The organism is Arthrobacter sp. SLBN-53 (assembly GCF_006715585.1).
Taxonomy (GTDB): Bacteria; Actinomycetota; Actinomycetes; order Mycobacteriales; family Mycobacteriaceae; genus Mycobacterium; species Mycobacterium neoaurum_A.
This window is the reverse complement of sequence record NZ_VFNN01000001.1, coordinates 4588815-4610817: the sequence shown is the minus strand read 5'-3', so window position 1 is coordinate 4610817 and position 22003 is coordinate 4588815. Positions and strand designations below refer to the sequence as shown.

At 68.8% G+C, this 22003-nt stretch carries 22 protein-coding genes; 6 read left to right on the top strand and 16 right to left on the bottom strand.

Features of this window, described 5'->3' with window-relative positions:
- Window positions 1-46: 46 nt before the first annotated feature.
- Window positions 47-1657, top strand: coding sequence for a 4-coumarate--CoA ligase family protein (locus tag FBY28_RS22105; RefSeq protein ID WP_141869385.1), 1611 nt, complete (start codon window positions 47-49; stop codon window positions 1655-1657).
- A 13-nt stretch (window positions 1658-1670) separates the two neighbouring features.
- Here FBY28_RS22105 and FBY28_RS22100 read toward each other — a convergent pair whose 3' ends face one another.
- The 7 genes from FBY28_RS22100 to FBY28_RS22070 form a co-directional block, all read right to left on the bottom strand.
- Entirely contained in the window at window positions 1671-2681 is a 1011-nt protein-coding gene (locus FBY28_RS22100) for a uroporphyrinogen decarboxylase/cobalamine-independent methonine synthase family protein (protein ID WP_141869384.1), read from the bottom strand.
- Window positions 2678-3748: a tRNA 2-thiouridine(34) synthase MnmA gene (gene mnmA, locus FBY28_RS22095; protein WP_141869383.1), complete on the bottom strand. Its 1071-nt coding sequence runs from the start codon at window positions 3746-3748 to the stop codon at window positions 2678-2680. The genes FBY28_RS22100 and mnmA overlap by 4 nt, the downstream gene beginning before the upstream one ends.
- On the bottom strand, window positions 3745-4932 hold the full coding sequence (locus FBY28_RS22090; protein WP_141869382.1) for a cysteine desulfurase family protein: 1188 nt from the start codon (window positions 4930-4932) through the stop codon (window positions 3745-3747). Before FBY28_RS22090 ends, mnmA begins: the two co-directional genes overlap by 4 nt.
- Before the next feature lie 47 nt (window positions 4933-4979).
- Window positions 4980-5852 (bottom strand): lysophospholipid acyltransferase family protein, encoded by an 873-nt coding sequence (locus tag FBY28_RS22085; RefSeq protein ID WP_141869381.1) that lies wholly within the window; start codon window positions 5850-5852, stop codon window positions 4980-4982.
- Window positions 5849-6685 carry a GNAT family N-acetyltransferase gene (locus tag FBY28_RS22080; protein ID WP_141869380.1) on the bottom strand — a complete coding sequence of 279 codons (837 nt, stop codon included), beginning with the start codon at window positions 6683-6685 and terminating at the stop codon, window positions 5849-5851. Before FBY28_RS22080 ends, FBY28_RS22085 begins: the two co-directional genes overlap by 4 nt.
- Window positions 6686-7033: 348 nt before the next feature.
- The gene (locus tag FBY28_RS22075) at window positions 7034-7990 is read right to left on the bottom strand and encodes an electron transfer flavoprotein subunit alpha/FixB family protein (RefSeq protein ID WP_141869379.1); all 957 of its coding nucleotides are present in this window, start codon (window positions 7988-7990) and stop codon (window positions 7034-7036) included.
- Between the two features lie 37 nt (window positions 7991-8027).
- The gene (locus FBY28_RS22070; protein ID WP_019513601.1) at window positions 8028-8819 is read right to left on the bottom strand and encodes an electron transfer flavoprotein subunit beta/FixA family protein; all 792 of its coding nucleotides are present in this window, start codon (window positions 8817-8819) and stop codon (window positions 8028-8030) included.
- Between the two features lie 197 nt (window positions 8820-9016).
- Here FBY28_RS22070 and FBY28_RS22065 point away from each other — a divergent pair, with 197 nt between their 5' ends.
- The 4 genes from FBY28_RS22065 (at window position 9017) to FBY28_RS22050 (ending at window position 13586) form a co-directional block, all read left to right on the top strand.
- Window positions 9017-9835: a class I SAM-dependent methyltransferase gene (locus FBY28_RS22065; protein WP_216847894.1), complete on the top strand. Its 819-nt coding sequence runs from the start codon at window positions 9017-9019 to the stop codon at window positions 9833-9835.
- Complete coding sequence (locus FBY28_RS22060; RefSeq protein WP_141869378.1) at window positions 9828-11378, top strand: 1,4-alpha-glucan branching protein domain-containing protein; 1551 nt, start codon at window positions 9828-9830, stop codon at window positions 11376-11378. Before FBY28_RS22065 ends, FBY28_RS22060 begins: the two co-directional genes overlap by 8 nt.
- Window positions 11379-11475: 97 nt before the next feature.
- Entirely contained in the window at window positions 11476-12702 is a 1227-nt protein-coding gene (locus FBY28_RS22055; protein ID WP_141869377.1) for a glycosyltransferase family 4 protein, read from the top strand.
- A gap of 89 nt (window positions 12703-12791) precedes the next feature.
- Window positions 12792-13586 carry an SRPBCC family protein gene (locus FBY28_RS22050; RefSeq protein ID WP_160145522.1) on the top strand — a complete coding sequence of 265 codons (795 nt, stop codon included), beginning with the start codon at window positions 12792-12794 and terminating at the stop codon, window positions 13584-13586.
- A gap of 13 nt (window positions 13587-13599) precedes the next feature.
- On the opposite strand, the gene FBY28_RS22045 is transcribed toward FBY28_RS22050, so the two are convergent.
- Window positions 13600-14337, bottom strand: coding sequence for an acyltransferase (locus tag FBY28_RS22045; protein ID WP_023985551.1), 738 nt, complete (start codon window positions 14335-14337; stop codon window positions 13600-13602).
- 95 nt (window positions 14338-14432) lie between these two features.
- Here FBY28_RS22045 and FBY28_RS22040 point away from each other — a divergent pair, with 95 nt between their 5' ends.
- Entirely contained in the window at window positions 14433-15674 is a 1242-nt protein-coding gene (locus FBY28_RS22040) for an outer membrane protein assembly factor BamB (protein WP_141869375.1), read from the top strand.
- An 8-nt stretch (window positions 15675-15682) separates the two neighbouring features.
- On the opposite strand, the gene FBY28_RS22035 is transcribed toward FBY28_RS22040, so the two are convergent.
- From FBY28_RS22035 to FBY28_RS25825, 8 genes are all read right to left on the bottom strand, one after another.
- Window positions 15683-16387, bottom strand: coding sequence for an esterase (locus tag FBY28_RS22035; RefSeq protein WP_141869374.1), 705 nt, complete (start codon window positions 16385-16387; stop codon window positions 15683-15685).
- Between the two features lie 64 nt (window positions 16388-16451).
- The gene (locus FBY28_RS22030) at window positions 16452-17621 is read right to left on the bottom strand and encodes a THUMP-like domain-containing protein (RefSeq protein WP_141869373.1); all 1170 of its coding nucleotides are present in this window, start codon (window positions 17619-17621) and stop codon (window positions 16452-16454) included.
- Window position 17622: 1 nt separating this feature from the next.
- Entirely contained in the window at window positions 17623-18660 is a 1038-nt protein-coding gene (locus tag FBY28_RS22025) for a class I SAM-dependent methyltransferase (RefSeq protein WP_141869372.1), read from the bottom strand.
- Window positions 18661-18669: 9 nt separating this feature from the next.
- A complete protein-coding gene (locus FBY28_RS22020) occupies window positions 18670-19386 on the bottom strand; it encodes an enoyl-CoA hydratase-related protein (protein ID WP_141869371.1) in 717 nt (238 codons plus the stop codon).
- Window positions 19383-20225 carry an NUDIX hydrolase gene (locus tag FBY28_RS22015; RefSeq protein WP_141869370.1) on the bottom strand — a complete coding sequence of 281 codons (843 nt, stop codon included), beginning with the start codon at window positions 20223-20225 and terminating at the stop codon, window positions 19383-19385. Before FBY28_RS22015 ends, FBY28_RS22020 begins: the two co-directional genes overlap by 4 nt.
- Window positions 20222-21076 (bottom strand): ABC transporter ATP-binding protein, encoded by an 855-nt coding sequence (locus tag FBY28_RS22010; RefSeq protein ID WP_141869369.1) that lies wholly within the window; start codon window positions 21074-21076, stop codon window positions 20222-20224. Before FBY28_RS22010 ends, FBY28_RS22015 begins: the two co-directional genes overlap by 4 nt.
- Window positions 21025-21795, bottom strand: a complete 771-nt coding sequence (gene yczE, locus FBY28_RS22005) for a membrane protein YczE (RefSeq protein ID WP_141869368.1) — start codon at window positions 21793-21795, stop codon at window positions 21025-21027. The genes FBY28_RS22010 and yczE overlap by 52 nt, the downstream gene beginning before the upstream one ends.
- Window positions 21792-21944 (bottom strand): hypothetical protein, encoded by a 153-nt coding sequence (locus tag FBY28_RS25825; protein WP_160145521.1) that lies wholly within the window; start codon window positions 21942-21944, stop codon window positions 21792-21794. The genes yczE and FBY28_RS25825 overlap by 4 nt, the downstream gene beginning before the upstream one ends.
- Window positions 21945-22003: the final 59 nt, after the last annotated feature.

Genomic DNA, 22003 nt, shown 5'->3' with positions numbered 1-22003 from the left:
GAGCCGCCCACACGAGCGGGCGAGTCATGATGAGATAGGCGACACCATGAGTATCGACAGCCCCTTCCCCCAGGTGCAGATTCCCACGTCAAGCGTCTACGACTACCTCTTCGCCGATATCGATCCGGCGGTGCTCGACGAGGTCGCGTTGTTGGACACCAAATCGAACACTCCGACCACCTACCGCGAGATGATCGGGCGCATCGACGCCTTCGCCGGCGCGCTGGCCCACCGCGGTCTCGGGCCGGGGGATGTCATCGGCCTGCTCGCCCCCAACAGCGCGGCCTTCGCCGTCGCGTTCCACGGGATCCTGCGGGCGGGCGCCACCGCGACCACCATCAATGCACTGTTCACCGCCAATGACATCACCAAGCAGCTCAAGGACTCCAAAGCCGCACTGCTGGTGACGATCTCGGCTCTCAAGCCACAGGCCGTGCAGGGCGCACAGGGCGCTGGTCTCGACCCATCGGCGGTCGTCGTGCTCGACGGTCCCGGGGCCGATGCCGACGGGCATCCCAACGCCGCGGACCTGCTCGGTGCCGGCCACGCCGCACCGACCGTCGAATTCGATCCGGCCACACATCTGGCGGTGCTCCCCTACAGCTCGGGAACCACCGGAAATCCCAAGGGCGTGATGCTGACCCATCGCAACCTGGTGGCCAATGTCGCCCAGATCCGCCCGCTGCAGAAGATGACCGCCGGTGACCGGGTGCTGGCGGTGCTGCCGTTCTTCCACATCTACGGCATGACGGTGCTGCTCAACGCCGCCCTGCACGCACGGGCGCAACTGGTCATCATGCCCAGCTTCGATCTGACCGAGTTCCTGTCCAACATCGCCGAGCAGAAGTGCACGCACGCCTTCATCGCCCCGCCGGTCGCGGTGGCATTGGCCAAGCATCCGCTGGTCGACGAGTACGACCTGTCCTCGCTGCACGGCATCATGTCCGGCGCCGCACCGCTGGACGAGGAACTGGGCAAGGCCGTCACCGCCCGGCTGGGCACACCGCTGGTGCAGGGGTACGGCATGAGCGAGCTCAGCCCGGTGAGCCACCTGACCCCGTTCGACGGCGGCCAGGAGTCGCTCGGCACGAGCGCACCGATGAGTTCGTGCGGTTGGACGGTGCCCAACTCGTCGAGCAAGCTGATCGACCCGGAGACCGGCGCCGAGATCGGGCTCCCGGAGTCGGGCTTGTCCGACACCGGCGAACTGTGGTTCAAGGGGCCCAATGTGATGGCCGGTTATCTGAACAACGAGGAGGCCACCCGGCAGACCATCGACGCCGACGGCTTCCTGCACACCGGCGATCTGGCCCGGGTCGACGCCACCGGCTGCGTGTTCATCGTCGATCGACTCAAGGAGCTGATCAAGTACAAGGGCTACCAGGTGCCCCCCGCCGAGCTGGAAGCCGTCCTGCTCGGCCATCCTTCGATCGCGGACGCCGCGGTCATCGGTGTCGTCGACACCGAGTCCGGCGAGGAAGTGCCCAAGGCGTTCGTGGTGCGCCAGCCCGATACCGAGCTCACCGCCGACGCCGTGATGGATTACGTCGCCGGCGAGGTCGCGGCGTACAAGAAGGTGCGGCAGGTCGCGTTCATCGACGCCATCCCGAAATCGGCGTCCGGGAAGATCCTGCGCAAGGACCTACGCGGCAGCTGAGGTGGGCCGGCGGTCAGATCGCATCGGGATCGGCCGCCAGTCCGTCGGCCGCCTTCTGCGCCAGTGACAGGGCGGCACGTGCCCAGCCCTCGGTCGCGCCACCCAGACCACAGGCCGGGGTGATTCCGACGCGATCCCGCAGGATCGTGCGGGCGAATCCGAGCCGGTCGGTCACCGCCGCGGCCGCAGCGGCGGCGTGTTCGGGCACCCACCGCTGCGCGGGGGCGGTGCCGGGAACCACCCCGAGCAACACGGTGCGGCCCGACTCGATGAACTCCCCCACCCCGTCCAGATCGCCTGCCCCCAGTGTCGAGGCATCAACCGAGATCGCGGCCAATGCACTGCGCTGCAACAACATCCACGGCAGATCGGCGGCGCAGCTGTGCAGGGCGACCGGTCCGCCGACGGCGCCGATCACCTCGTCGAGCAGCGCCGCGGCCAGCTGCTCGTCGACCGGGTGCACCGGCGACAGACTGGTGACACCGGTCAACCGGCCGGCCAGCGCGGCGGGCAGGGTTGGCTCGTCGAGCTGCACGACGACGTCGGCGTCCAGTCGCCGGGCGACCTCGGCGCGGTGGGCAGCCAGGCCCTCGGACAGCGATCCGGCCAGATCACGCAACGCTCCGGCGTCGGTGATCGCGCGGTGGCCGTTGGGTAGCTCGAGTTCGGCGGCCAAGGTGACGGGCCCCGCGGCCTGCACCTTGACGGTGCGGCCCTGCCCACGCAGCCCGGCCTTCTCCCATGCCTCCTCGAGCGCATCGAGGTCCTCGTTGAGCAGGCTGATCGCGCGCCGGAGCACCGCGCTGCGGCCACCGGCGATGCGGTAGGCCCGCGGCGCGGTATCGATGCCGATGTCGACGAGCAACGCGCCGGTGCGACCGATCATGTCGGCACCGACACCGCGGCCCGGAAGTTCCACCACATGCGCCAGCGAGTGCAACTCCCCGACGACGATCTCGGCGGCCTGATGCGCCGAGACACCCGGCCAGGAGCCGATGCCGGTGGCGGCGGCGAAAGTGTTCACGCGCGCGCGACGGTTGCGCTGGCGATGACCTCGTCACCGTCGGGGTCCGGCCGGTAGAGCACCATCGTCTGGCCCGGTGCCACCCCGCGCAGCGGTTCACGCAGGTCGGCCATCAATCGGCCGTCCGCGACGTCGACGACGGACGCGGCCAGTCCGCCGTGCGCGCGCACCTGGATGACACCCTCGACCGGCCCCTCGGGCGCGACGCCTGCGGTGAAAACCGGCTTGTCGCCGACGAGTTCACGGACGTCGAGATCTTCGGCGGGGCCGACGCGCACCGTGCCGGTGGCGGCATCGATGCCCGTGACATAGCGCGGCTGACCGTCGGGGCCGGGACCGGCGATGCCCAGGCCCTTGCGCTGGCCGATGGTGAAGCCGTGCACACCCTCGTGTTCGGCCAGCACGGTCCCCCCGGCGTCGATCACCGCGCCGGGGCGGATGCCGATCTTGGCGCCGAGGAAGGCGCGGGTGTCACCGGAGGGGATGAAGCAGATGTCGTGGCTGTCCGGTTTCTCGGCGACCGCGAGCCCACGGCGGGCCGCCTCGGCACGGATCTCCGACTTCGGAGTATCGCCGATCGGGAAGACGGCGTGGCGCAACTGGTCTGCGGTCAGCACCGCGAGCACGTAGGACTGGTCCTTGTCGGCATCGACGGCGCGGCGCAGCCGGCCTTCGGACAGCCGGGCGTAGTGGCCGGTGGCCACCGCGTCGAATCCGAGCGCCAGGGCCCGCGCGGACAGCGCGGAGAACTTGATCGTCTCATTGCATTTCACGCACGGGTTGGGCGTCTCGCCGCGGGCGTAGGAGTCGACGAAATCGTCGATCACCTCTTCCTTGAAGCGATCCGCGAAATCCCACACATAGAAAGGGATGTCGAGAACATCGGCGACGCGCCGCGCGTCGCCGGCATCCTCCTTGGAGCAACACCCCCGCGACCCGGTGCGCAGCGTGCCCGGCGCGGACGACAACGCGAGGTGCACGCCGACGACATCGTGTCCGGCGTCGACCATGCGCGCGGCGGCCACCGAGGAATCGACCCCGCCGCTCATCGCGACCAATACCCTCATGCGCGGGTCCCCGCACTGGCCAGCGCGGCCTCCCTGGCGCGCTGCACCGCCGCGGGCAGCACGGCCAGCGCGGCATCCACATCGGCTTCGGTGCTGGTGTGACCCAGCGACAATCGCAACGATCCCCGCGCGGCCGCCGGATCGGCGCCCATCGCGATCAAGACGTGGGAGGGCTGGGCGACCCCGGCGGTACATGCCGAACCGGTCGAGCACTCGATACCCTTGGCGTCCAGCAGCATCAGCAGGGCATCGCCCTCGCAACCGCGAAAGGTGAAGTGCGCGTTGCCCGGTAGCCTGCGATCGCGACCGGCACCGTTGACGTCGACGTCCTCGATGCCGGCATGCACACCGGCGATCAGCCGGTCGCGCAGCGCCGCGACGCGGGCGCCGTTGTCGGCCAGCTCGTCGACAGCGGCCCTCGCCGCGGCGGCCATGCCGACCGCGCCGGCGACATCCGGTGTCCCGGAGCGCACATCGCGTTCCTGACCACCGCCGTGCAGCACGGGTACGCACGCCGTGTCGCGGCGCAGCAGCAACGCGCCGACACCGGCCGGGCCGCCGAACTTGTGAGCGGCCAGGCTCATCGCCGACAGGCCGCTGGCGGCGAAGTCGACGGGGATGTGCCCGACCGCCTGGATGGCATCGCTGTGGATGGGCACATCGAACTCGGCGGCGACGGCAGCCAGCTCGGCGATCGGCGAGATGGTGCCCACCTCGTTGTTGGCCCACATCAACGACACCAACGCCACATCGTCGTGGGCGGCGAGCACCGTGCGCAGATCCTCCGCCGACACCGCACCCTCGGCGTCCACCGGCAACCAGGTGACGTCGGCACCCTCGTGCTCGACGAGCCACTCGACGGCATCGAGCACGGCGTGGTGTTCCACCGGCGCGCTGACGATGCGGCGGCGGCGCGGATCGGCGTCGCGGCGCGCCCAGAAGATGCCCTTGATGGCCAAGTTGTCCGATTCGGTGCCGCCCGCGGTGAAGATCACTTCCGACGGGCGCGCGCCCAGCAGCTGCGCCAGCGTCTCGCGGGCCTCCTCCATGCGGCGCCGGGCGGCCCGACCGGAGGTGTGCAGCGAGGAGGCATTGCCCACCGTGCTCAGCACCGACGTCATCGCCTCGATGGCAGCGGGGTGCATCGGGGTGGTGGCGGCGTGGTCCAGGTAAGCGGCGCTCATGGCCCATCCAGGATAGCCGCCGCGAGCGCTCGCCCGATCCAGCGCGGTCAGGCCACCAATACCTCACCGGCCGCGGCGCCCGTATCGGCGGTCCTGGCCGCGCGCCGGTGGCCCGCGACAGCCCCGGGACCACGCACGGCGGCCTCGCAACGAGCGGCCAGATCCCGGCGATCGGCACCCGGCAGCTCCAGGGACTGCACCTGCACGTGCACGACGGTGCGCCGGGCGGTGACCAGGCGGCGGATGGAGGCCAGCAGGGTGTCCTCACCGATATAGGCGGGCACCGTCGACGGGCTGCCGTCGCGGTGGTGGTAGGTCAGCCGCAGCGGTTGCACGGGGCGCCCCGCGTCGACGGCGGCCTGGAACATCGCCGGGCGGAACGGGCCGTAGCCGAGGCCACACCAGGTGGTTCCCTCGGGAAAGGCGACCACGGTGTGCCCGCCGCGTAACCGGGCCGCGACCGCACCGACGACCGCGGGCAGCCGGCGCAGGTTCTCCCGCTCGATCGGGATCACCTTCATGATCCTGGCGACGACGCCCAGGGCCGGCCAGTCGATCAGATCGGCGCGGGCGACGAACGATCCCGGCAGCACCGCACCGATGCTGAAGATGTCCAGCCAGGACACATGCCCGCTGACCACCAGGACACCGCGCAGGTTGCGGATCGGGCCGCCGGACACGGTGATCCGCACGCCGACGCAGCGCAGCATCAGCCGGCAGTAGGCGCGTTGCAGGTGTGAGCGGCCTGGCAACGGCACGGCCAGCAGCGGCACGGCGAGGAAGAGCAGCACCGCACCGGTCACCCGCAGCGTGGTACGGGTCCAGACGGCCGGTCGTGAGCCCAGCGCCGCGGCACCGGCGTGCATGCAGCCTTCGTCGCAGGTTGCCTTGGGCAACCAGGGATTTCCGGTGACGGTCACGAGCGTGCCTCCCCCTCGGTGGCCTGCGACACCGAGCGCAGGCGTTTCAGATAGCGGATGTCGGCGTTGCGCTTGCCCAGCAGGGCCGGGAAGTCACCGACGCCGAACTCGGGATCGTGGGCCGGTTCGCCGCACACCTGGGCGCCGAGGCGCAGGTAGCCGCGCATCAGCGCGGGCACGCTGACCCGGGCCGGTGGCGCGATGTCGTCAAGCCCGCGGCCGTCGATGATCACCGGGCGGTAGGGCCGCACCGTGTACGCGGCGGGCGCGCGGTGGCGACGCATCACGAAATCGCGCACCCCGCGCAGCTCGCTGCCGGGTACCTCACCGGCGGGATGCGTCGGCACCGACACACACCCGGTGACGTAGTCGTAGCCACAGCGGTCCAGGTAGGCCAGGATGCCCGCCCACATCAGCAGCACCACACCGCCGTTGCGGTGGTCCGAGCGCACCACGGCACGCCCCATCTCGACCAGTGACGGCCGCAGGGCGTCCAGCGAGCGGACGTCGAATTCGGTTGCGGTGTAGAGACTTCCGGCTGCGATGGCACCCGGCGGCGGCAGCATCCGGTAGCAGCCGACCAACTCTCCGGAACCATCCTCGCGGACCAGCAGGTGATCGCAGTACTGGTCGAAGCGGTCGGCGTCCAGGCCGTCGGGGCTCACGGTCAAGGCGAAACCGGGCTCGGAGGTGAACACCTCGTGACGCAGCCGCTGGGCCGCCTCGATGTGCTCGGGCTCGGCGGACAACAGCAGGGTGTAGCGCGGCGCCGGGACGCCCGAGATCACCTGCTCGGTGTCATCGGCCGGTATGAGTACTGATGCGGTGCTCATGCGGTCCCCTCGCAGGCTCGGGTCCCGCATGCCACCTGTTGGTTCGCTCCGCAAGCGTCGCTCATGCGATTCCCTCGCAGGCTCGGGTCCCGCATGCCACCTGTTGGTTCGCTCCGCAAGCGTCGCTCATATGCAGCACGGTCGCGCCTGCGGATCTCCAGACGGCATCGCCAGCGTGACGTGTCCGTGCACGAAACATGAACACCGCGGCCACAGCGCGCCGAGATGAACGTTTCTGCGGTCTGCAGGCCTGTATGAGCGCAGAAACGTCGATCTCGAAGTGACCACACACACAAAAGCGCCCCGGGAACTGGTGTCCCGGGGCGCCTCTGTTGGTTGTCGAGCTGCTTAACCCTTGCGGGCCTTGACCGCCTCGGTCAGCTGCGGGGTGACCTTGAACAGGTCGCCCACGATGCCGAGGTCGGCGATCTCGAAGATCGGCGCCTCTTCGTCCTTGTTGACCGCGATGATCGTCTTGGACGTCTGCATGCCGGCGCGGTGCTGGATCGCACCGGAGATGCCGAGCGCGATGTACAGCTGCGGCGACACGGTCTTACCGGTCTGGCCGACCTGGAACTGACCGGCGTAGTAACCGGAGTCCACCGCGGCGCGCGAGGCGCCGACGGCGCCGCCGAGCGAATCGGCGAGCTCCTCGACGACCTTGAAGTTCTCCTCGCTGCCGACACCACGACCACCGGCGACCACGACGCTGGCCTCGGTGAGCTCGGGACGGTCACCGGCGACGACCGGCTCGCGCGACGTGATCTTCGTCGCATTCTCGGCCTGGGCCGGAACCTCGACCTCGACGACCTCACCGGCACCGTCGGCGGGCTCGGCGTCGACGGCACCCGGGCGGATGGTGATGACGGGCAGTTCGCCGGTGGCCTGCGCCTCGACGGTGAACGCGCCACCGAAGATGCTGTAGACCCCGATGCCGCCGTCCTTCAGGCCGACGACGTCGACCAGCAGGCCGGAGCCCAGCCGCGCGGCCAGCCGGCCGGCAACCTCTTTGCCCTCGGCGCTGGCGGCGATGACCACACCGGCAGGCGATGCGGACTCGACGAGCGAGGCCAGCACGTCGACCTTCGGGGTGACCAGGAAGTTGTCCACGTCGGCGGACTCGGCGACGTAGATCTTGGCCGCGCCGGCGGCCTTGAGACCGTCGGTCAGGCCGGCGGCGGTGCCGGGAGCGCCCACCACGACGGCGGACGGCTCACCCAGCACGCGGGCAGCGGTGATGAGTTCGGTGCTGACCTTCTTCAGTGCACCTTCGGCGTGCTCGACGAGCACGAGTACTTCAGCCATGAATCTGTCCTTTGAGTGTGTGTCTGAGGGTCAGCTACTAGATCAACTTCTGGGCGACCAGGTACTCGGCGACCTTGGTGCCGCCTTCGCCCTCGTCGGTGATCTTCTCGCCGGCGGTCTTCGGGGGCTTCGGGGTGGACGAGAGCACCTTGGTGCCTGCGTTGGCCACGCCGACCTCGTCGGGCTCGACACCGATCTCGGCCAAGGTCAGGACGGTGACTTCCTTCTTCTTCGCGGCCATGATGCCCTTGAAGGACGGGAAGCGCGGCTCGTTGATCTTCTCGTTGACGCTGACCACGGCGGGCAGGGTGGCCTCCAGGCCGAAGACACCGTCGTCGGTCTCGCGCTCGGCGGTGACCTTGCCGCCCTCGACATTGAGCTTGCGCACGTGGGTGAGCTGCGGCAGACCGAGGTACTCGGCGATGACGGCAGGCACGGCGCCGCCAACACCGTCGGTGGCCTCGTTACCGGCGATCACCAGTTCGGTGCCCTCGATGGTGCCCAGCGCGCGGGCCAGCGCCCAACCCGTCTGGATGAGGTCCGAGCCGTGCAGGCCGTCGTCCTTGAGGTGGACGGCCTTGTCGGCGCCCATGGACAGTGCCTTGCGGATGGCCTCGGTGGCGCGCTCGGGGCCTGCGGTCAGCACGGTCACCGTGCTGTCGCCACCTTCACGTTCCTTGATGAGCAGCGCTTCTTCGACGGCGCGCTCGTTGATCTCGTCGAGCACGGCATCAGCCGCCTCGCGATCGAGCGTGTAGTCACCGTCGGAGAGCTTGCGTTCCGACCAGGTATCAGGGACCTGCTTGATCAGGACCACGATGTTCGTCATGAGTGTGGTTCGTCCTCCTCGATGAGGCCGTCTGCCGGCCTGGCAATATCACGTTTCACGCAACGGCCTCCAGGTTACTCGCCGGTAACTTGAGCGGCACGTACGGACACCATAACTGGTCAATCGCCATCTACCGACCGCACGGTCGGTCGGGCGTCCGTTCGCGAACCGGCCGTCACGGGTTAGCCTGCCTTCCAATGAGCACATTCGGTTCGGTCGAGAACTCCGGTGGTCCCGCCAAGGCGGGCACCGACGTCGACCCTTGTCTGCCCCTGACCGGTGAACGGACCATTCCGGGCCTTGCCGAGGAGAACTACTGGTTCCGCCGCCACGAGGTCGTCTACCAGCGTCTGGCCGACCGCTGCGCCGGCCGTGACGTGTTGGAAGCCGGACCCGGCGAGGGTTACGGCGCCGACCTGATCGCGCAGGTGGCCCGCTCCGTGGTGGGCGTCGACTACGACGAACAGGCCGTCGCACACATCCGGGCCAAGTACCCGCGGGTACAGATGACCCTCGGCAACCTCGCCGAGTTGCCGCTGGCGGACGGGTCGGTGGACGTGGTGGTCAACTTCCAGGTCATCGAGCACCTCTGGGATCAGGGGCAGTTCGTCGGCGAATGCGCACGCGTGTTGCGGCCCGGCGGGCTGTTGCTGATGTCGACGCCGAACCGCATCACCTTCTCCCCGGGCCGCGACACCCCGCTGAACCCCTTCCACACCCGTGAGCTCAATGCCGCCGAACTCACCGAACTCCTCGTCGAGGGCGGCTTCCGCGTCGAGTCCATGCTCGGGGTGTTCCATGGCCCCGGTCTTGCCGAGCTCGACGCGCGCCACGGCGGTTCGATCATCGAGGCGCAGATCCAGCGTGCGGTGGCCGATGCCCCGTGGTCGGCGGAGCTGCTCGCCGATGTCGCCGCGGTGCGTACCGAGGACTTCGACCTGGTCGAGGACGGCCAGGACAACCGTGCCATCGATGACAGCCTGGACCTGGTGGCGATCGCGGTGCGCGGTGACTGAGCACAACCCCACCCCGGGGATGTTCACGCTGGTGCTGCACACGCACCTGCCGTGGCTGGCCCATCACGGCCGCTGGCCGGTGGGCGAAGAGTGGCTCTACCAGTCCTGGGCCGCCTGCTATCTGCCGCTGGTGCGGGTTCTGCGCACCCTGGCCGACGAGGGCCGCGGCAACCTGCTGTCGCTCGGCATGACACCGGTGGTCACCGCCCAACTCGACGACCCCTACTGCCTGACCGGCATGCACCACTGGCTGGCCAACTGGCAGCTGCGCGCCCAGGAGGCAACCACGGTCAGCAGCGGACCCGACACCGGCTACGCATCGCCGGAAGCGATGCGGCAGTTCGGGATCCGCGAGTACGACGCCGCCACAGCGGCGATGGCCGACTTCACCACGCTGTGGCGGCACGGCGGCAGCCCCCTGCTGCGCCCACTCGTCGAGGCCGGCACCATCGAGTTGCTCGGCGGTCCGCTGGCCCACCCGTTCCAGCCGTTGCTCAACCCGCGGCTGCGCGAGTTCGCGCTGCGCGAGGGTCTCGCCGATGCCCGGCACCGCATCGGCCACACCCCGACCGGCATCTGGGCCCCCGAGTGCGCCTACGCACCGGGAATGGAAATCGGTTATGCCGCAGCCGGTGTCGGCCATTTCATGGTCGACGGCCCGTCGCTGCACGGTGACACCGCGCTGGGCCGCACCGTCGGCGACAGCGACGTGGTGGCCTTCGGCCGCGACCTCCAGGTCAGCTATCGGGTCTGGTCCCCCAAATCCGGCTATCCCGGTCACGCCGCCTACCGCGACTTCCACACCTACGACCACCTCACCGGCCTCAAGCCGGCCAGGGTGACCGGGCGCAACGTGGCATCGGAGGACAAGGCGCCGTATGACCCCGAGCGCGCCGACCGCGCCATCGACGTGCACGTCGCCGATTTCGTCGAAGTGGTGCGGCGCAGGCTGATCGACGAGTCCGACCGGATCGGTCGTCCGGCACACGTGGTGGCCGCGTTCGACACCGAGCTGTTCGGGCATTGGTGGTACGAGGGCCCGCAATGGCTGGAGCGGCTGCTGCGGGCGCTGCCCGCCGCAGGTATCCGCGTCGGCACCCTCGCCGATGCCATCGCCGACGGCTTCGTCGGCGGGCCGGTCGAATTGCCGCCCAGCTCATGGGGTTCCGGTAAGGACTGGCAGGTCTGGAACGGCCCCAAGGTCACCGATCTGGTCCAGCTCAACGCCGAGGTCGTCGACACCGCACTGGCCGCGGTCGACAAGGCGATGATGCACCCCGACGCGGGCGGGCGCGATATGGTCGCCGACCAGATCCTGCGGGAAACGCTGCTCACGGTCTCCAGTGACTGGCCGTTCATGGTCAGCAAGGATTCGGCCGCCGAATACGCCCGCTATCGGGCGCATCTGCATGCCCACGCCACTCGCGAGATCAGCGCCGCGCTGGCCTCCGGGCGCCGTCCCCAGGCCCAGCGGCTGGCCGAGGACTGGAATCGAGCCGACGGACTGTTCGGGGCACTGGACGCCCGGAGGCTGCCGCGATGACCGCCCCGTTCCCGGCGAGCGTGCGTGTCGGCAGCCCGACACGCCATGTTCGGCCCAGAGTCGAGGCACGCTCGCATGCCGTCAGAGGTGCCCACCGATGAAGATCTTGATGGTCTCCTGGGAGTACCCGCCGGTGATCATCGGCGGGCTCGGCCGGCATGTACACCACCTGGCCACCGAACTCGTCGACGCCGGCCACGAGGTCGTGGTGCTGTCGCGCCGGCCGACCGGTACCGACCCCAGCACCCACCCGTCCACCGACGAGATGTCCGAGGGCGTGCGCGTCATCGCCGCCGCCCAGGATCCACACGAATTCGCCTTCGGCACCGACATGATGGCCTGGACGCTGGCCATGGGACATTCGATGATCCGGTCGGGGCTGACCCTGCGTGACTGGCAGCCTGATCTGGTGCATGCCCACGACTGGCTGGTCGCGCACCCGGCGATCGCGCTGGCCGAATTCTTCGACGTGCCTTTGGTTTCCACGATCCATGCCACCGAGGCCGGTAGACACTCGGGGTGGGTCTCCGGCGCGGTCAGCCGACAGGTGCACGCCCTGGAATCGTGGCTCGTGCACGAATCCGATTCGCTGATCACCTGTTCGGCGTCCATGCGCGAGGAGATCACCGAACTGTTCGGACCGGGCCTGGCCGAGACGACGGTCATCCCCAACGGAATCGACACCGACGGTTGGCCGTTCGCCGCGCGGCGGCCGCACGACGGAGCGCCCGAGCTGCTGTTCTTCGGCCGGCTGGAATACGAGAAGGGCGTTCACGACGCCATCGCGGCACTACCCCGCATCCGCCGAACCCACCCGGGCACCACGCTGACCATTGCCGGCGACGGCACCCAGCTGGACTTCCTGAGCGCCCAGGCCCGCAAGCACAAGGTGCTCAAGGCGACCAAGTTCATCGGACGCGTCGACCACGAGGGCTTGGTTCGGTTGCTGCACAAGGCCGATGTCGCCGTGCTGCCATCGCATTACGAGCCATTCGGCATCGTCGCCCTGGAGGCCGCGGCCACCGGCACACCACTGGTCACCTCGAATATCGGCGGTCTCGGCGAGGCTGTCATCGACGGTGTCACCGGGGTGTCGTGCCCGCCGCGCGACGTCGCCGCACTCGCCGATGCGGTGCGCCGGGTGCTCGACGATCCCACCGCCGCACAGCAGCGCGCGTTGGCGGCCAGGGACCGACTCGGCGACTTCTCCTGGCCGACCGTCGCCGACCACACTGCGCAGGTGTACCTGGCCGCCAAGCGCGGCGAACGCCAGCCGCAGCCACGCCGGCTGATCGTCGAGCGTCCGCTGCCCGACTACGGCTAGTTCGCATCGGCGATCGCACCAGCGGGCACCTCGATCCCAGGGGTGAAAGACACGGCGCGATGTCCCGTTCCGGTCGTAGGCTTGGTGGTATGCCGGTGCGCCACGACGACGAGAAGCGCTGGATCGAGCTGGGGTTGACCGTCGATGCCGGTCCCGAGCAGGTGTGGCACGCACTGGCCACCGGCGCGGGAAACTCGGCCTGGTTCACCCGCTCCGAGATCGAAGAAAAGGTCGGTGGGGTGATCCGATTCGACTTCGGGCCCGCCGGTGATTCGGCGGGTGAGGTCACCCGGTGGGATCCGCCGCGCCACTTCGGCTACATCGAACGCGATTGGTCCGGTGACGCTCCGCCGCTGACCACACAGATCACCGTGAACGACCGGCTGGACGGACGCTGCGACGTCGCGATGGTGCACTCGCTGGTGACCGACCGTCCCGACTGGGACGCCGAACTCGAGGGCTTCGAGGCGGGCTGGGCCGGGCATTTCGCGGTGCTGCGGAACTACCTGCGGCATTTCGCCGGCCGTCGCGCGGTGGGCTATCACCTCTCCTCGACATCCCGGGACTTCCCGTACGAGACCTGGAAGCGGTTCACCGAGGCCATGCACCTGCACGGTGTCGACGTCGGCGATCTGCGCACGGTCGGCATCACGATCGACAACATCAACGGGCAGGTGGAATGGGTTCAGCAGGACGATCAGCACCGCCATGTGCTGGTGCGTCTGGCCGAACCGCTCCCCGGCCTCGTGCTGTTCGGCATGTACACACCGGACGGGAAAGCGGTGGCGAGCCTCGACGCTTTCTTCTACGGCGAGGACGCGCACCACGATGCCGAGGTCACCCGGACCGCATGGCAGCGGCTGTTGGAATCCGTCTTCGGCTGATCGGGCCGTGCCGTCAGCGGGCGGCCTTCTTGCGTTCGATATCTGCCAGATTGGCGGCCAGCTCGGCACGCTCGGCGGCCGACGCGTCCCAGGCGACCTTGCGGTTCTTGACCACCTTGGCGGGCGACCCGACAGCGATCGAGTAGTCCGGGATCTCCCCCTTGACCACCGCGTGCGCGCCGAGCACGCAACCGCGGCCCACCGACGTCCCGCGCAGCACACTCACCTTGGCCGCCACCCAGGTGTCCGGGCCGATGCGCACCGGGCTCTTGATGATGCCCTGGTCCTTGATCGGCAGTTCGAGGCTGTCCATCTTGTGGTCGAAATCGCACACATAGCACCAGTCGGCCATCAGCACGGAATCGCCCAGTTCGATGTCGAGGTAGGTGTTGATGACGTTGTCGCGGCCGAGGACCACCTTGTCGCCGATGCGCAGTGAGCCTTCGTGACAGCGGATGGTGTTCTTGTCGCCGATGTGTACCCAGCGGCCGATCTCCATGGTGGACAGCTCCGGCGTGGCTTCGATCTCCACGCCTTTGCCGAGGAAGACCATGCCGCGGGTGATGATGTGGGGGTTGCGCAGCTTGAACTTGAGCAGGCGCCAGTACCGCACGAGGTACCACGGCGTGTACGCCTTGTTGGCAAGCACCCAGCGCAGTGAATCGCGGGTCAGGAACCGAGCCTGGCGCGGATCGCTCAGCCGCGAACCTCGCCACCTCTTGTGCAACGGCGCGCCCCACATCGTCGTCATGGCCGGTCAGCCTACGCGAGGCCGCCACGGGCTAGTCTCGGGACTCGATGCCTGCACTCCGAAAATCTGCGCGCCGGCTTGCTGCCGTCCTGTCGATGACCACGCTGCTGGTCACGGCGTGCGCGAATACCGACTCCTGGGTCGAGGCCCATCCCGCGACCGGATGGTCGGCGCAGTACGCCGACGCCGCCAACAGCAGCTACAGCCCCGTCGACGGCGCCAGGGACCTGAGCCTGGATTGGGAGCGCTCGGTCAAGGGTGAGCTGGGCGCGCAGGCCGCCCTGGGTTCGGGTGCCTATCTCGCGGTGAACGGCCAGACCTCGGACGGCTGCTCGTTGATGGTGTGGGAGAACGACAACAACGGCCGGCAGCGGTGGTGCACCCGGCTGTGGCAGGGCGGCGGCTTGTCCAGCCCTCTGTTCGACGGGTTCGACAATCTCTACATCGGCCAGCCCGGGGCGATCATGTCGTTCCCCCCGACCCAGTGGATCCGCTGGCGGCAGCCGGTGATCGGCATGCCGATGACACCGCGGTTCCTCGATCCCGGACATCTGCTGGTGTTCACCCATCTGGGCCAGGTGCTGGTGTTCGACGCTCACCGAGGAACCGTCATCGGCACGCCGCTGGATCTGGTCGCCGGTGTCAATCCCACCGATTCGCAACGCGGACTCGACGACTGTGTCACCGCGCGCAGCGGGTGCCCGGTGGCGGCGGCGCCGGCGTTCAGCGCCGACACCGGCATCCTGGTCGCCGGGCTCTGGCAACCCGGGGCCCCCGCCCCGGTCCTCACCGGGCTGAAATATCGCCCGGATGCCACCGCGACGGTCAGCCCCGCGTGGACCAGCACCGCCGTCGGTGGCGGGCCGATCGCCAGTCCGGTGCTCTCGGCGGACGGCACCGTCGCCTATGTGACCGGCCGCGACCACCGGCTGTGGGCGATCGACACGGCCGACGGCAGCGCGAAATGGTCGGTGGCACTGGACTCCACCCCGCGGACTCCGCCGTCGGTGACCCCCGACGGACACATCATCGCCGGCGGAGGACCCGGTTCGCGTCTGGTGTCGGTCACCGACAGCGGCGAGATCGCCTGGAGCCGTGCCGATGTCGAACCGCTGACGACATCGACGCAGAGCGGCGGCGGTACCGGCTACACGGTGGTCCGCGACGGTGACGCCGGGCAGGCGCTGCTGGTGTTCGATACCGCCGACGGACGCACGCTCAACCAGTACCCGCTGCCGGAGGCCAACGGTGCGCCGCTGGGCGTGTCGGTGGGCCACGACGGCCGGGTGGTCGTCACCACCAGCGCAGGCCAGGTCTACGGCTTCGCTCCGGCCTAGGCTCGCGCTCAGGCCAGCAGCGGGGCCACCGTCGCGCGCGGCACCGAAACCTGAACGGCGCCCGCCGATTCGGGTAGCAACTCGCCCTGGCTGAAGAAGAAGATCACCGCATCGTCGGTGATGGCGAAGTTCTGGTAGTTGGCCGGGTCCAGACCCGCATCCGGTAACACCGGATCGGGCATGCCGGACTGCCGCGCCAGATCGGCCTGCACCACCGGGAAGATCACCGGCAGGGGGTCGACGCCCTCACGGAACAGCTTCTCGAAGGTGATCGGCTTGCGATACGCCTGATCCCAGCTGAACGACTTGTAGAACGTCTGCGGATGGGCACCACCGACGTTCTGGTAGGTGGTGAACACCACCGACTGGGTTCCCCGCGGCGGGACCGCGGAGCTGTACTGGACGGTGGTGGTGTCCAGTTCGTAGGGCATCCCGCGGAAGTCCGGGGACTTCGCGACGTTGAGGAAGCCGTCACGGGTCTGCTTGACGTACTCGATCACCGGTTTGGGATCGGGAAAGTTCGCGGGAAATGAGATGTTGAGCGTGTAGGCCGGATCGGTCTGGGCGATGGTGCAGATCGAGTCGGGTCCCAGGACGCCGTCGACGTCGCTGCATCCCGGCGGCGCAGCCGCGGCGACCGGCGCACCCGCGATGCCCAGCAGGGCCGTGGTGGTTGCTGCCAACACGGTGACGGCCAGCGGGGGTACACGCATCTGGGAGATCCTCCGGGGAACTGGAGCGGCACAGTCGCCGCCGACACCAAGATTACCTGTGGCACTATCGCGACGGACGACAAATGAATGCCACCGCGCGACTGGCGGCCCCGCTACCGATGCGGGTGAGCACCACCGACAGCGCAGCCCCGCCCCGCAGTTTCAGCCGCCGCCGCAGGACGTCCGGGTCGATATCGACGCCGCGGACCAGGATCTCCACCGCACCGCAGTCACGTGACACCAGTTCGCGGCGCAGCCGCTTCTCGTCGAATCCGATCTCGGCGAGCACCTCGAATCCGCGAACCCCCGCCGGCAGCGCATCCCCGGACAGATAGGCGATATCTGGATCGAGTTGCCACAACCCGTGCCGCGTGGCGTACTGGCGCACCAGACCGGCGCGCACCACCGCCCCGTCCGGATCGATGATCCACCGGCCGGCCGGTCCGGCTGCGCAATCGTCGGGATCGGCATCGGTCAACTCCTCGGACCGATCCAGGACGACCGCCCGCCGATGCACCCCGCTCGCGGCCAGACCCGCGGACCACAGGCAGGCCTCCCGCACACTGCCACCCCATGACGTCACCACAATCTCACCGGTGAACCCCAGTTCATCGAGCTGGCCGAAATCGATTCCCGGAGCGCACTTCACGACGATGTGCCGATCGCGGTACACCTCCAGCAAGGCGTCCAATGGCGGTGTGTAGGCCCGCGGATCGAACCGTCGGCGCCCGCCGGCACGTCTGCCGGGATCGGCGAGCACCACGGTGTCGCGACTCACCGGAACGAGCGCATCGGCGAGTACCAAAGCCGCATCGGGAACGTTGTTGTGCGCCATGGCAAGCCGCACCCGATCCAGATCGCTGCCGAGGACGGATTCGACTCGCGGTAGGAGCGCGGCCAGCTCCGCACCTATCGAGCAGGTCACATCGTGGACACGCATGCCTGCCAGCCGCTCGGCCCGGTGCAGCGCCACCGGCTCGGCGGTCGCCTGCTGCATGGCGTCATCGGTGAACAACCACGACGACGCGTCGGCGAATTTGGTCTGTGCCCGCCGCCGCAGCAGCGTGGTCTCCACCAGCACCGCGGTGCGATCACCGAAACGTGCACGCACCGAGGCGATATCGGCCACCCGGGCGGCATCGTCCAACGACAGTTCGGCGATCTGGGCAAGTGCTCGACGCCCGTCGTCACCGACGAGGTAGGCGACGTCGTCGAGAGTGAAAACTACCGCCACATCACAGCGGCTTGGTGCCCGTGACCATCACGTTGTAGAACCAGCCCTTGGGCACGACCTTTCGCCAGACGTTGGCGTCCACCCAGCTCAGCGTCGTCCAACTGTTGAAAGCGAACTTCGCCCATCCCCAACCCAGCCGGCCCGGCGGCACCGACGCCTCGAAGGTTCTGATGGGCCAGCCCAGCATCGCCGCGGTGAACTCCTCGCTGGCGGTGGCCACCTCGACGGCACCGGCATTGGTGGCCATCCGTTCCAGATCCTGCGGATCGAAGGTGTGCAGATCCACCACGGCCTCCAGCGCAGCGGCCCGTGACGACTCGTCCAGTTCCTCCTGCGGACGGCGCCAGTTCTCCAACCCGGGCAGTTTGGTGATGCTCGTCGACAGGTGCCAGGTCAGTGTCGAGAGGTTGCGCGCGTAGACGTTGCCCGCGCTGGTCGGCTCACCGGCGAAGACGAACCGCCCGCCGGGCTTGAGGATGCGGACCACCTCGCGCAGTGACTTCTCCACGTCCGGGATGTGGTGCAGCACGGCGTGCCCGACCACGAGGTCGAAGGTGTTGTCCTCGTACGGGATGCCCTCGGCATCGGCGACGCGACCATCGATGTCCAGGCCGAGTCCCTGCCCGTTGCGGGTGGCGACCTTGACCATGCCCGGCGAAAGGTCGGTCACCGAACCGCGGCGTGCCACCCCGGCCTGAATGAGGTTGAGCAGAAAGAATCCGGTGCCGCAGCCCAGCTCGAGGGCGCGGTCATAGGGCAGCTCCCGCTGAACGTGCTCGGGCACGATGGCGTCGAAGCGACCGCGCGCATAGTCGATGCAGCGCTGGTCATAGGAGATCGACCACTTGTCGTCGTAGGTCTCGGCCTCCCAGTCGTGGTACAGGATCTGGGCCAGCTTGGTGTCCTTGAGGGCCGCCTCGACCTGCGCGGCGGTGGCGTGCGGGTTGGGCTGCGGAGCCGCTCCGGCGGCGACATCGGGCGTGAGTTCTCCGTCGGCAGCGGCAGGTGCCTCAGCGGGAGTGTGGTCCGTGCTCGTCATATGGGCAGCCTAACTGCCGGTGCCCGCCCCGAAGACCTCGACGTAGCGCTCGACGCCATCACCGGCGCCATCGATCATCGCCTTGGCGCCTGCCAGCACATGCGCCGGCGCCTCCAGGTAGCGGCGGGCCCAGCTCAGCGCGGCGTCGTAGACACCGTCGGGAGCGACCAGCTCATCGACCAGCCCGAGCGCCAGGCTCTCCTCGGCACCCACGAACCGGCCGCTGAACACCAGGTCCTTGGCCCGCGCCGAACCGATCGCCGCGACCAGCCGATCGGTCCCCGCGGCGGGAAGCAGCTCGGCCAGGACCTCGGTGACGCCGACCTTCACGTTGTCGCCGGCCACCCGCCGGTCCGCGGCCAACGCCAACGACAGCCCTGATCCCAGCGCGTAGCCGGTGACCGCGGCGACCGTCGGCTGCGGGATGGCGGACACCGCGTCCAATGCCGTCCGACAGGCCGTGGTCACGCTGCGCGCATCGGCGGGTGCCAGGCGGCGCAGTTCCGAAACATCGTCACCGGCGCTGAACACCTCATGACCACCGAAGAGGATGACCGCGCGCACCTGCGGATGACGGCCGAGCTCAGCGGCGACGTCGGCGAGCTCGCGGTACATCTGACGGGTCAGCGCATTGGTCGGCGGCCGAGACATCACCAGCGTGCCGACGCCGTCACTGACCGCCGCGGACACAAACTCGCGGCCCGCCGCGGAAACAAACTCGCTCATGTACTCGGCGCGCCCTGCTGGCCGCCCGGGGCACGCCGGTTGCGCGCCTCGTTGTAGCGCACACCGTCGAAGAAGTCGATGTTCCAATCACCGCCTGCCGCATCGGCGGACAGGGTCGGCATCATCGGCGTGATCGTGCGTTCGGTGGCCAGGACCTCGGCCACCGTGCGCCCGTTGAGCGAGTCGAGCTGCGACCACGTCGGCGGCAGCAGGAACGACTGGCCCTCGGCGAACTCGTCGAGGGCGGCCTGCGGGCTGGACCAGAACGCGCGGTCACTCTCGGTGTTCTCCCCGTCGGCCCGCTGGCCCGCAGGGAGCGCGCCCGCGAAGAAATAGGTGTCATAGCGGCGGGTGCGCTCCTCCACCGGCGTGACCCAGTTGGCCCACGGCCGCAACAGATCGGCCCGCAGCACCAGCTGCTCATCGCGCAGGAAGTCGGCGAACGACAGTGAGTTGTTGGCCAGTGCGGCGCGCTGCTCGCGGTAGATCGACGCATCGTCGACGAGTACATCGGAATCGTCGGCCGCTCCGGCGAACAGCACCCCGGACTCCTCGAACGTCTCGCGCGCCGCCGCGCAGACCAGCGCTTCGGCCAGGTCGACATCGACGTTCATCCGCTCGGCCCACCAGGACGGCTCGGGTCCGTACCAGGCGATACCCGTCCCGCGATCACGTTCGTCGACACCCCCGCCGGGAAAGACCATCACCCCGGCGACGAAATCCATCGCCGAATGCCGGCGCATCAGGAAGACCTCCAGCGATTCGGCCGACCCTTGATCGCGCAGCAGCATCACCGTGGACGCGGGCCGGGGAACCAGCGGGTCCGACTTATCGCTCATGTGGCGCGCCTCCTGTGTGCGGCGCGGCTGCGGGTGCGCCGCGCGAAGTACCGGCCGTCGATGTAGTCCAAGGTGATGGACTGCCCGAACGCCGCGGACAGATTCTCCGATGTCAGCACATCGGAGAGCAGACCGGACCCCACCACGCTGCCCTCCGAGAGCAGCAGACAGTGCGAGAAACCGGGCGGGATCTCCTCGACATGGTGGGTTACCAGCACGATGGCCGGGGCGTCGGGGTCGGCGGCCAGGTCGGCCAGCCGGGCCACCAGTTCCTCACGGCCACCGAGGTCCAGACCCGCGGCGGGCTCGTCGAGCAGCAGCAATTCCGGGTCGGTCATCAGCGAGCGGGCGATCAGCACCCGCTTGCGCTCCCCCTCGCTCAGGGTGCCGTAGGTGCGGTCGGCCAGATGCTCGGCGCCCAGGCTCTCCAACATGTCGACGGCCTGCTCGTAGTCCACGTCGTCGTACTTCTCCCGCCAGCGCCCCAGCACCGCGTAACCTGCCGAGACCACCAGATCCCGCACGGTCTCGTCATCGGGAATCCGTTGGCTCAGAGCCGAACTGCTCAATCCCACCCGGGACCGCAGCTCCGCCATGTCGGTGCGACCCAGCCGCTCACCGAGCACGAACGCCGCCCCAGAGGAGGGATGGTCGATGGCCGCGGCGATGCGCAACAGCGAAGTCTTACCCGCGCCGTTGGGCCCGATCACCACCCACCGCTCGTCGAGTTCGACGGCCCAGTCGATGGGCCCGACGAGGGTCTTACCGCCGCGGCGGAGGGTGACCTTGGCGAATTCGATCAGCAGGTCTTCCCCGGGGACATCGGCTGCGGTGGGCTCGTCTGCTGGCACCCGCTCATCGTAGTGTCGCCGGGATCGACCGCCGGGGTACGCCCCGCGCCACCGAGAGTTGTTTTCGCATCGATTCGCTCGACGGCTGGTGCGCCGAAATCATGGAACAGCAGACGCCTCGGCATGAATCTCAGCATCAGCTGGACCAGCGGGCCGATACCGAAGGCATAGATCACCGTGCCGACACCGACGGTGCCACCCAGCAGGAAGCCGAGAGTCAACACCGTCAACTCGATGGCCGTGCGGACCAGCCGCACCGACCGTCCGGTACGCGCCACCAAGCCGGTCATCAGCCCGTCGCGCGGGCCCGGTCCGAGTCCGGCGCCGATGTAGAGCACCGTGCTCACCGCGTTGAGCACCACCGCCGCGAGCATCATGGCCACGCGCACCCGAAGATCGGTGGGCGCCGGCAGCAGCGCGATGCCGACGTCGACGGTCACGGCGATGACGATGACGTTGGCGACGGTGCCCACACCTGGGCGGTTGCGCAGCGGGATCCAGGCGAGCAGCACGACGATGCCGACCAGCGCCGTGACCGTTCCGATGCTCATCCCGGTGCGTCGGCTGAGACCCTGGTGGAAGACGTCCCACGGGTCGAGTCCCAATCCGGCCTGCACCATGACGGCCATCGAGAAGCCGTAACCGATAAGGCCCAGCAGCAGCAGACCGGCGGGGAGGAGCGCCGCTTTCCGAGGAGCTTTTCCGACGCGGGTGCTCATCCGTGGTCGGGGAATCGTGCGCGGATTGCGTCGAGTTCGCTGTTCACCCGCCGGGCATCCGCGTTGTCCGCGTCGCCGAACCGCCGCGGGTTGCGAACGCCCGAGCGCAGGTACTTCCCCGCCATCCGAGACATCCAGTTCTCTCTCATGGTTCGATCCTCCGGCGCCAATGGCTTGCCGATCAATAGCCAGTTGGCGGATACTGGCT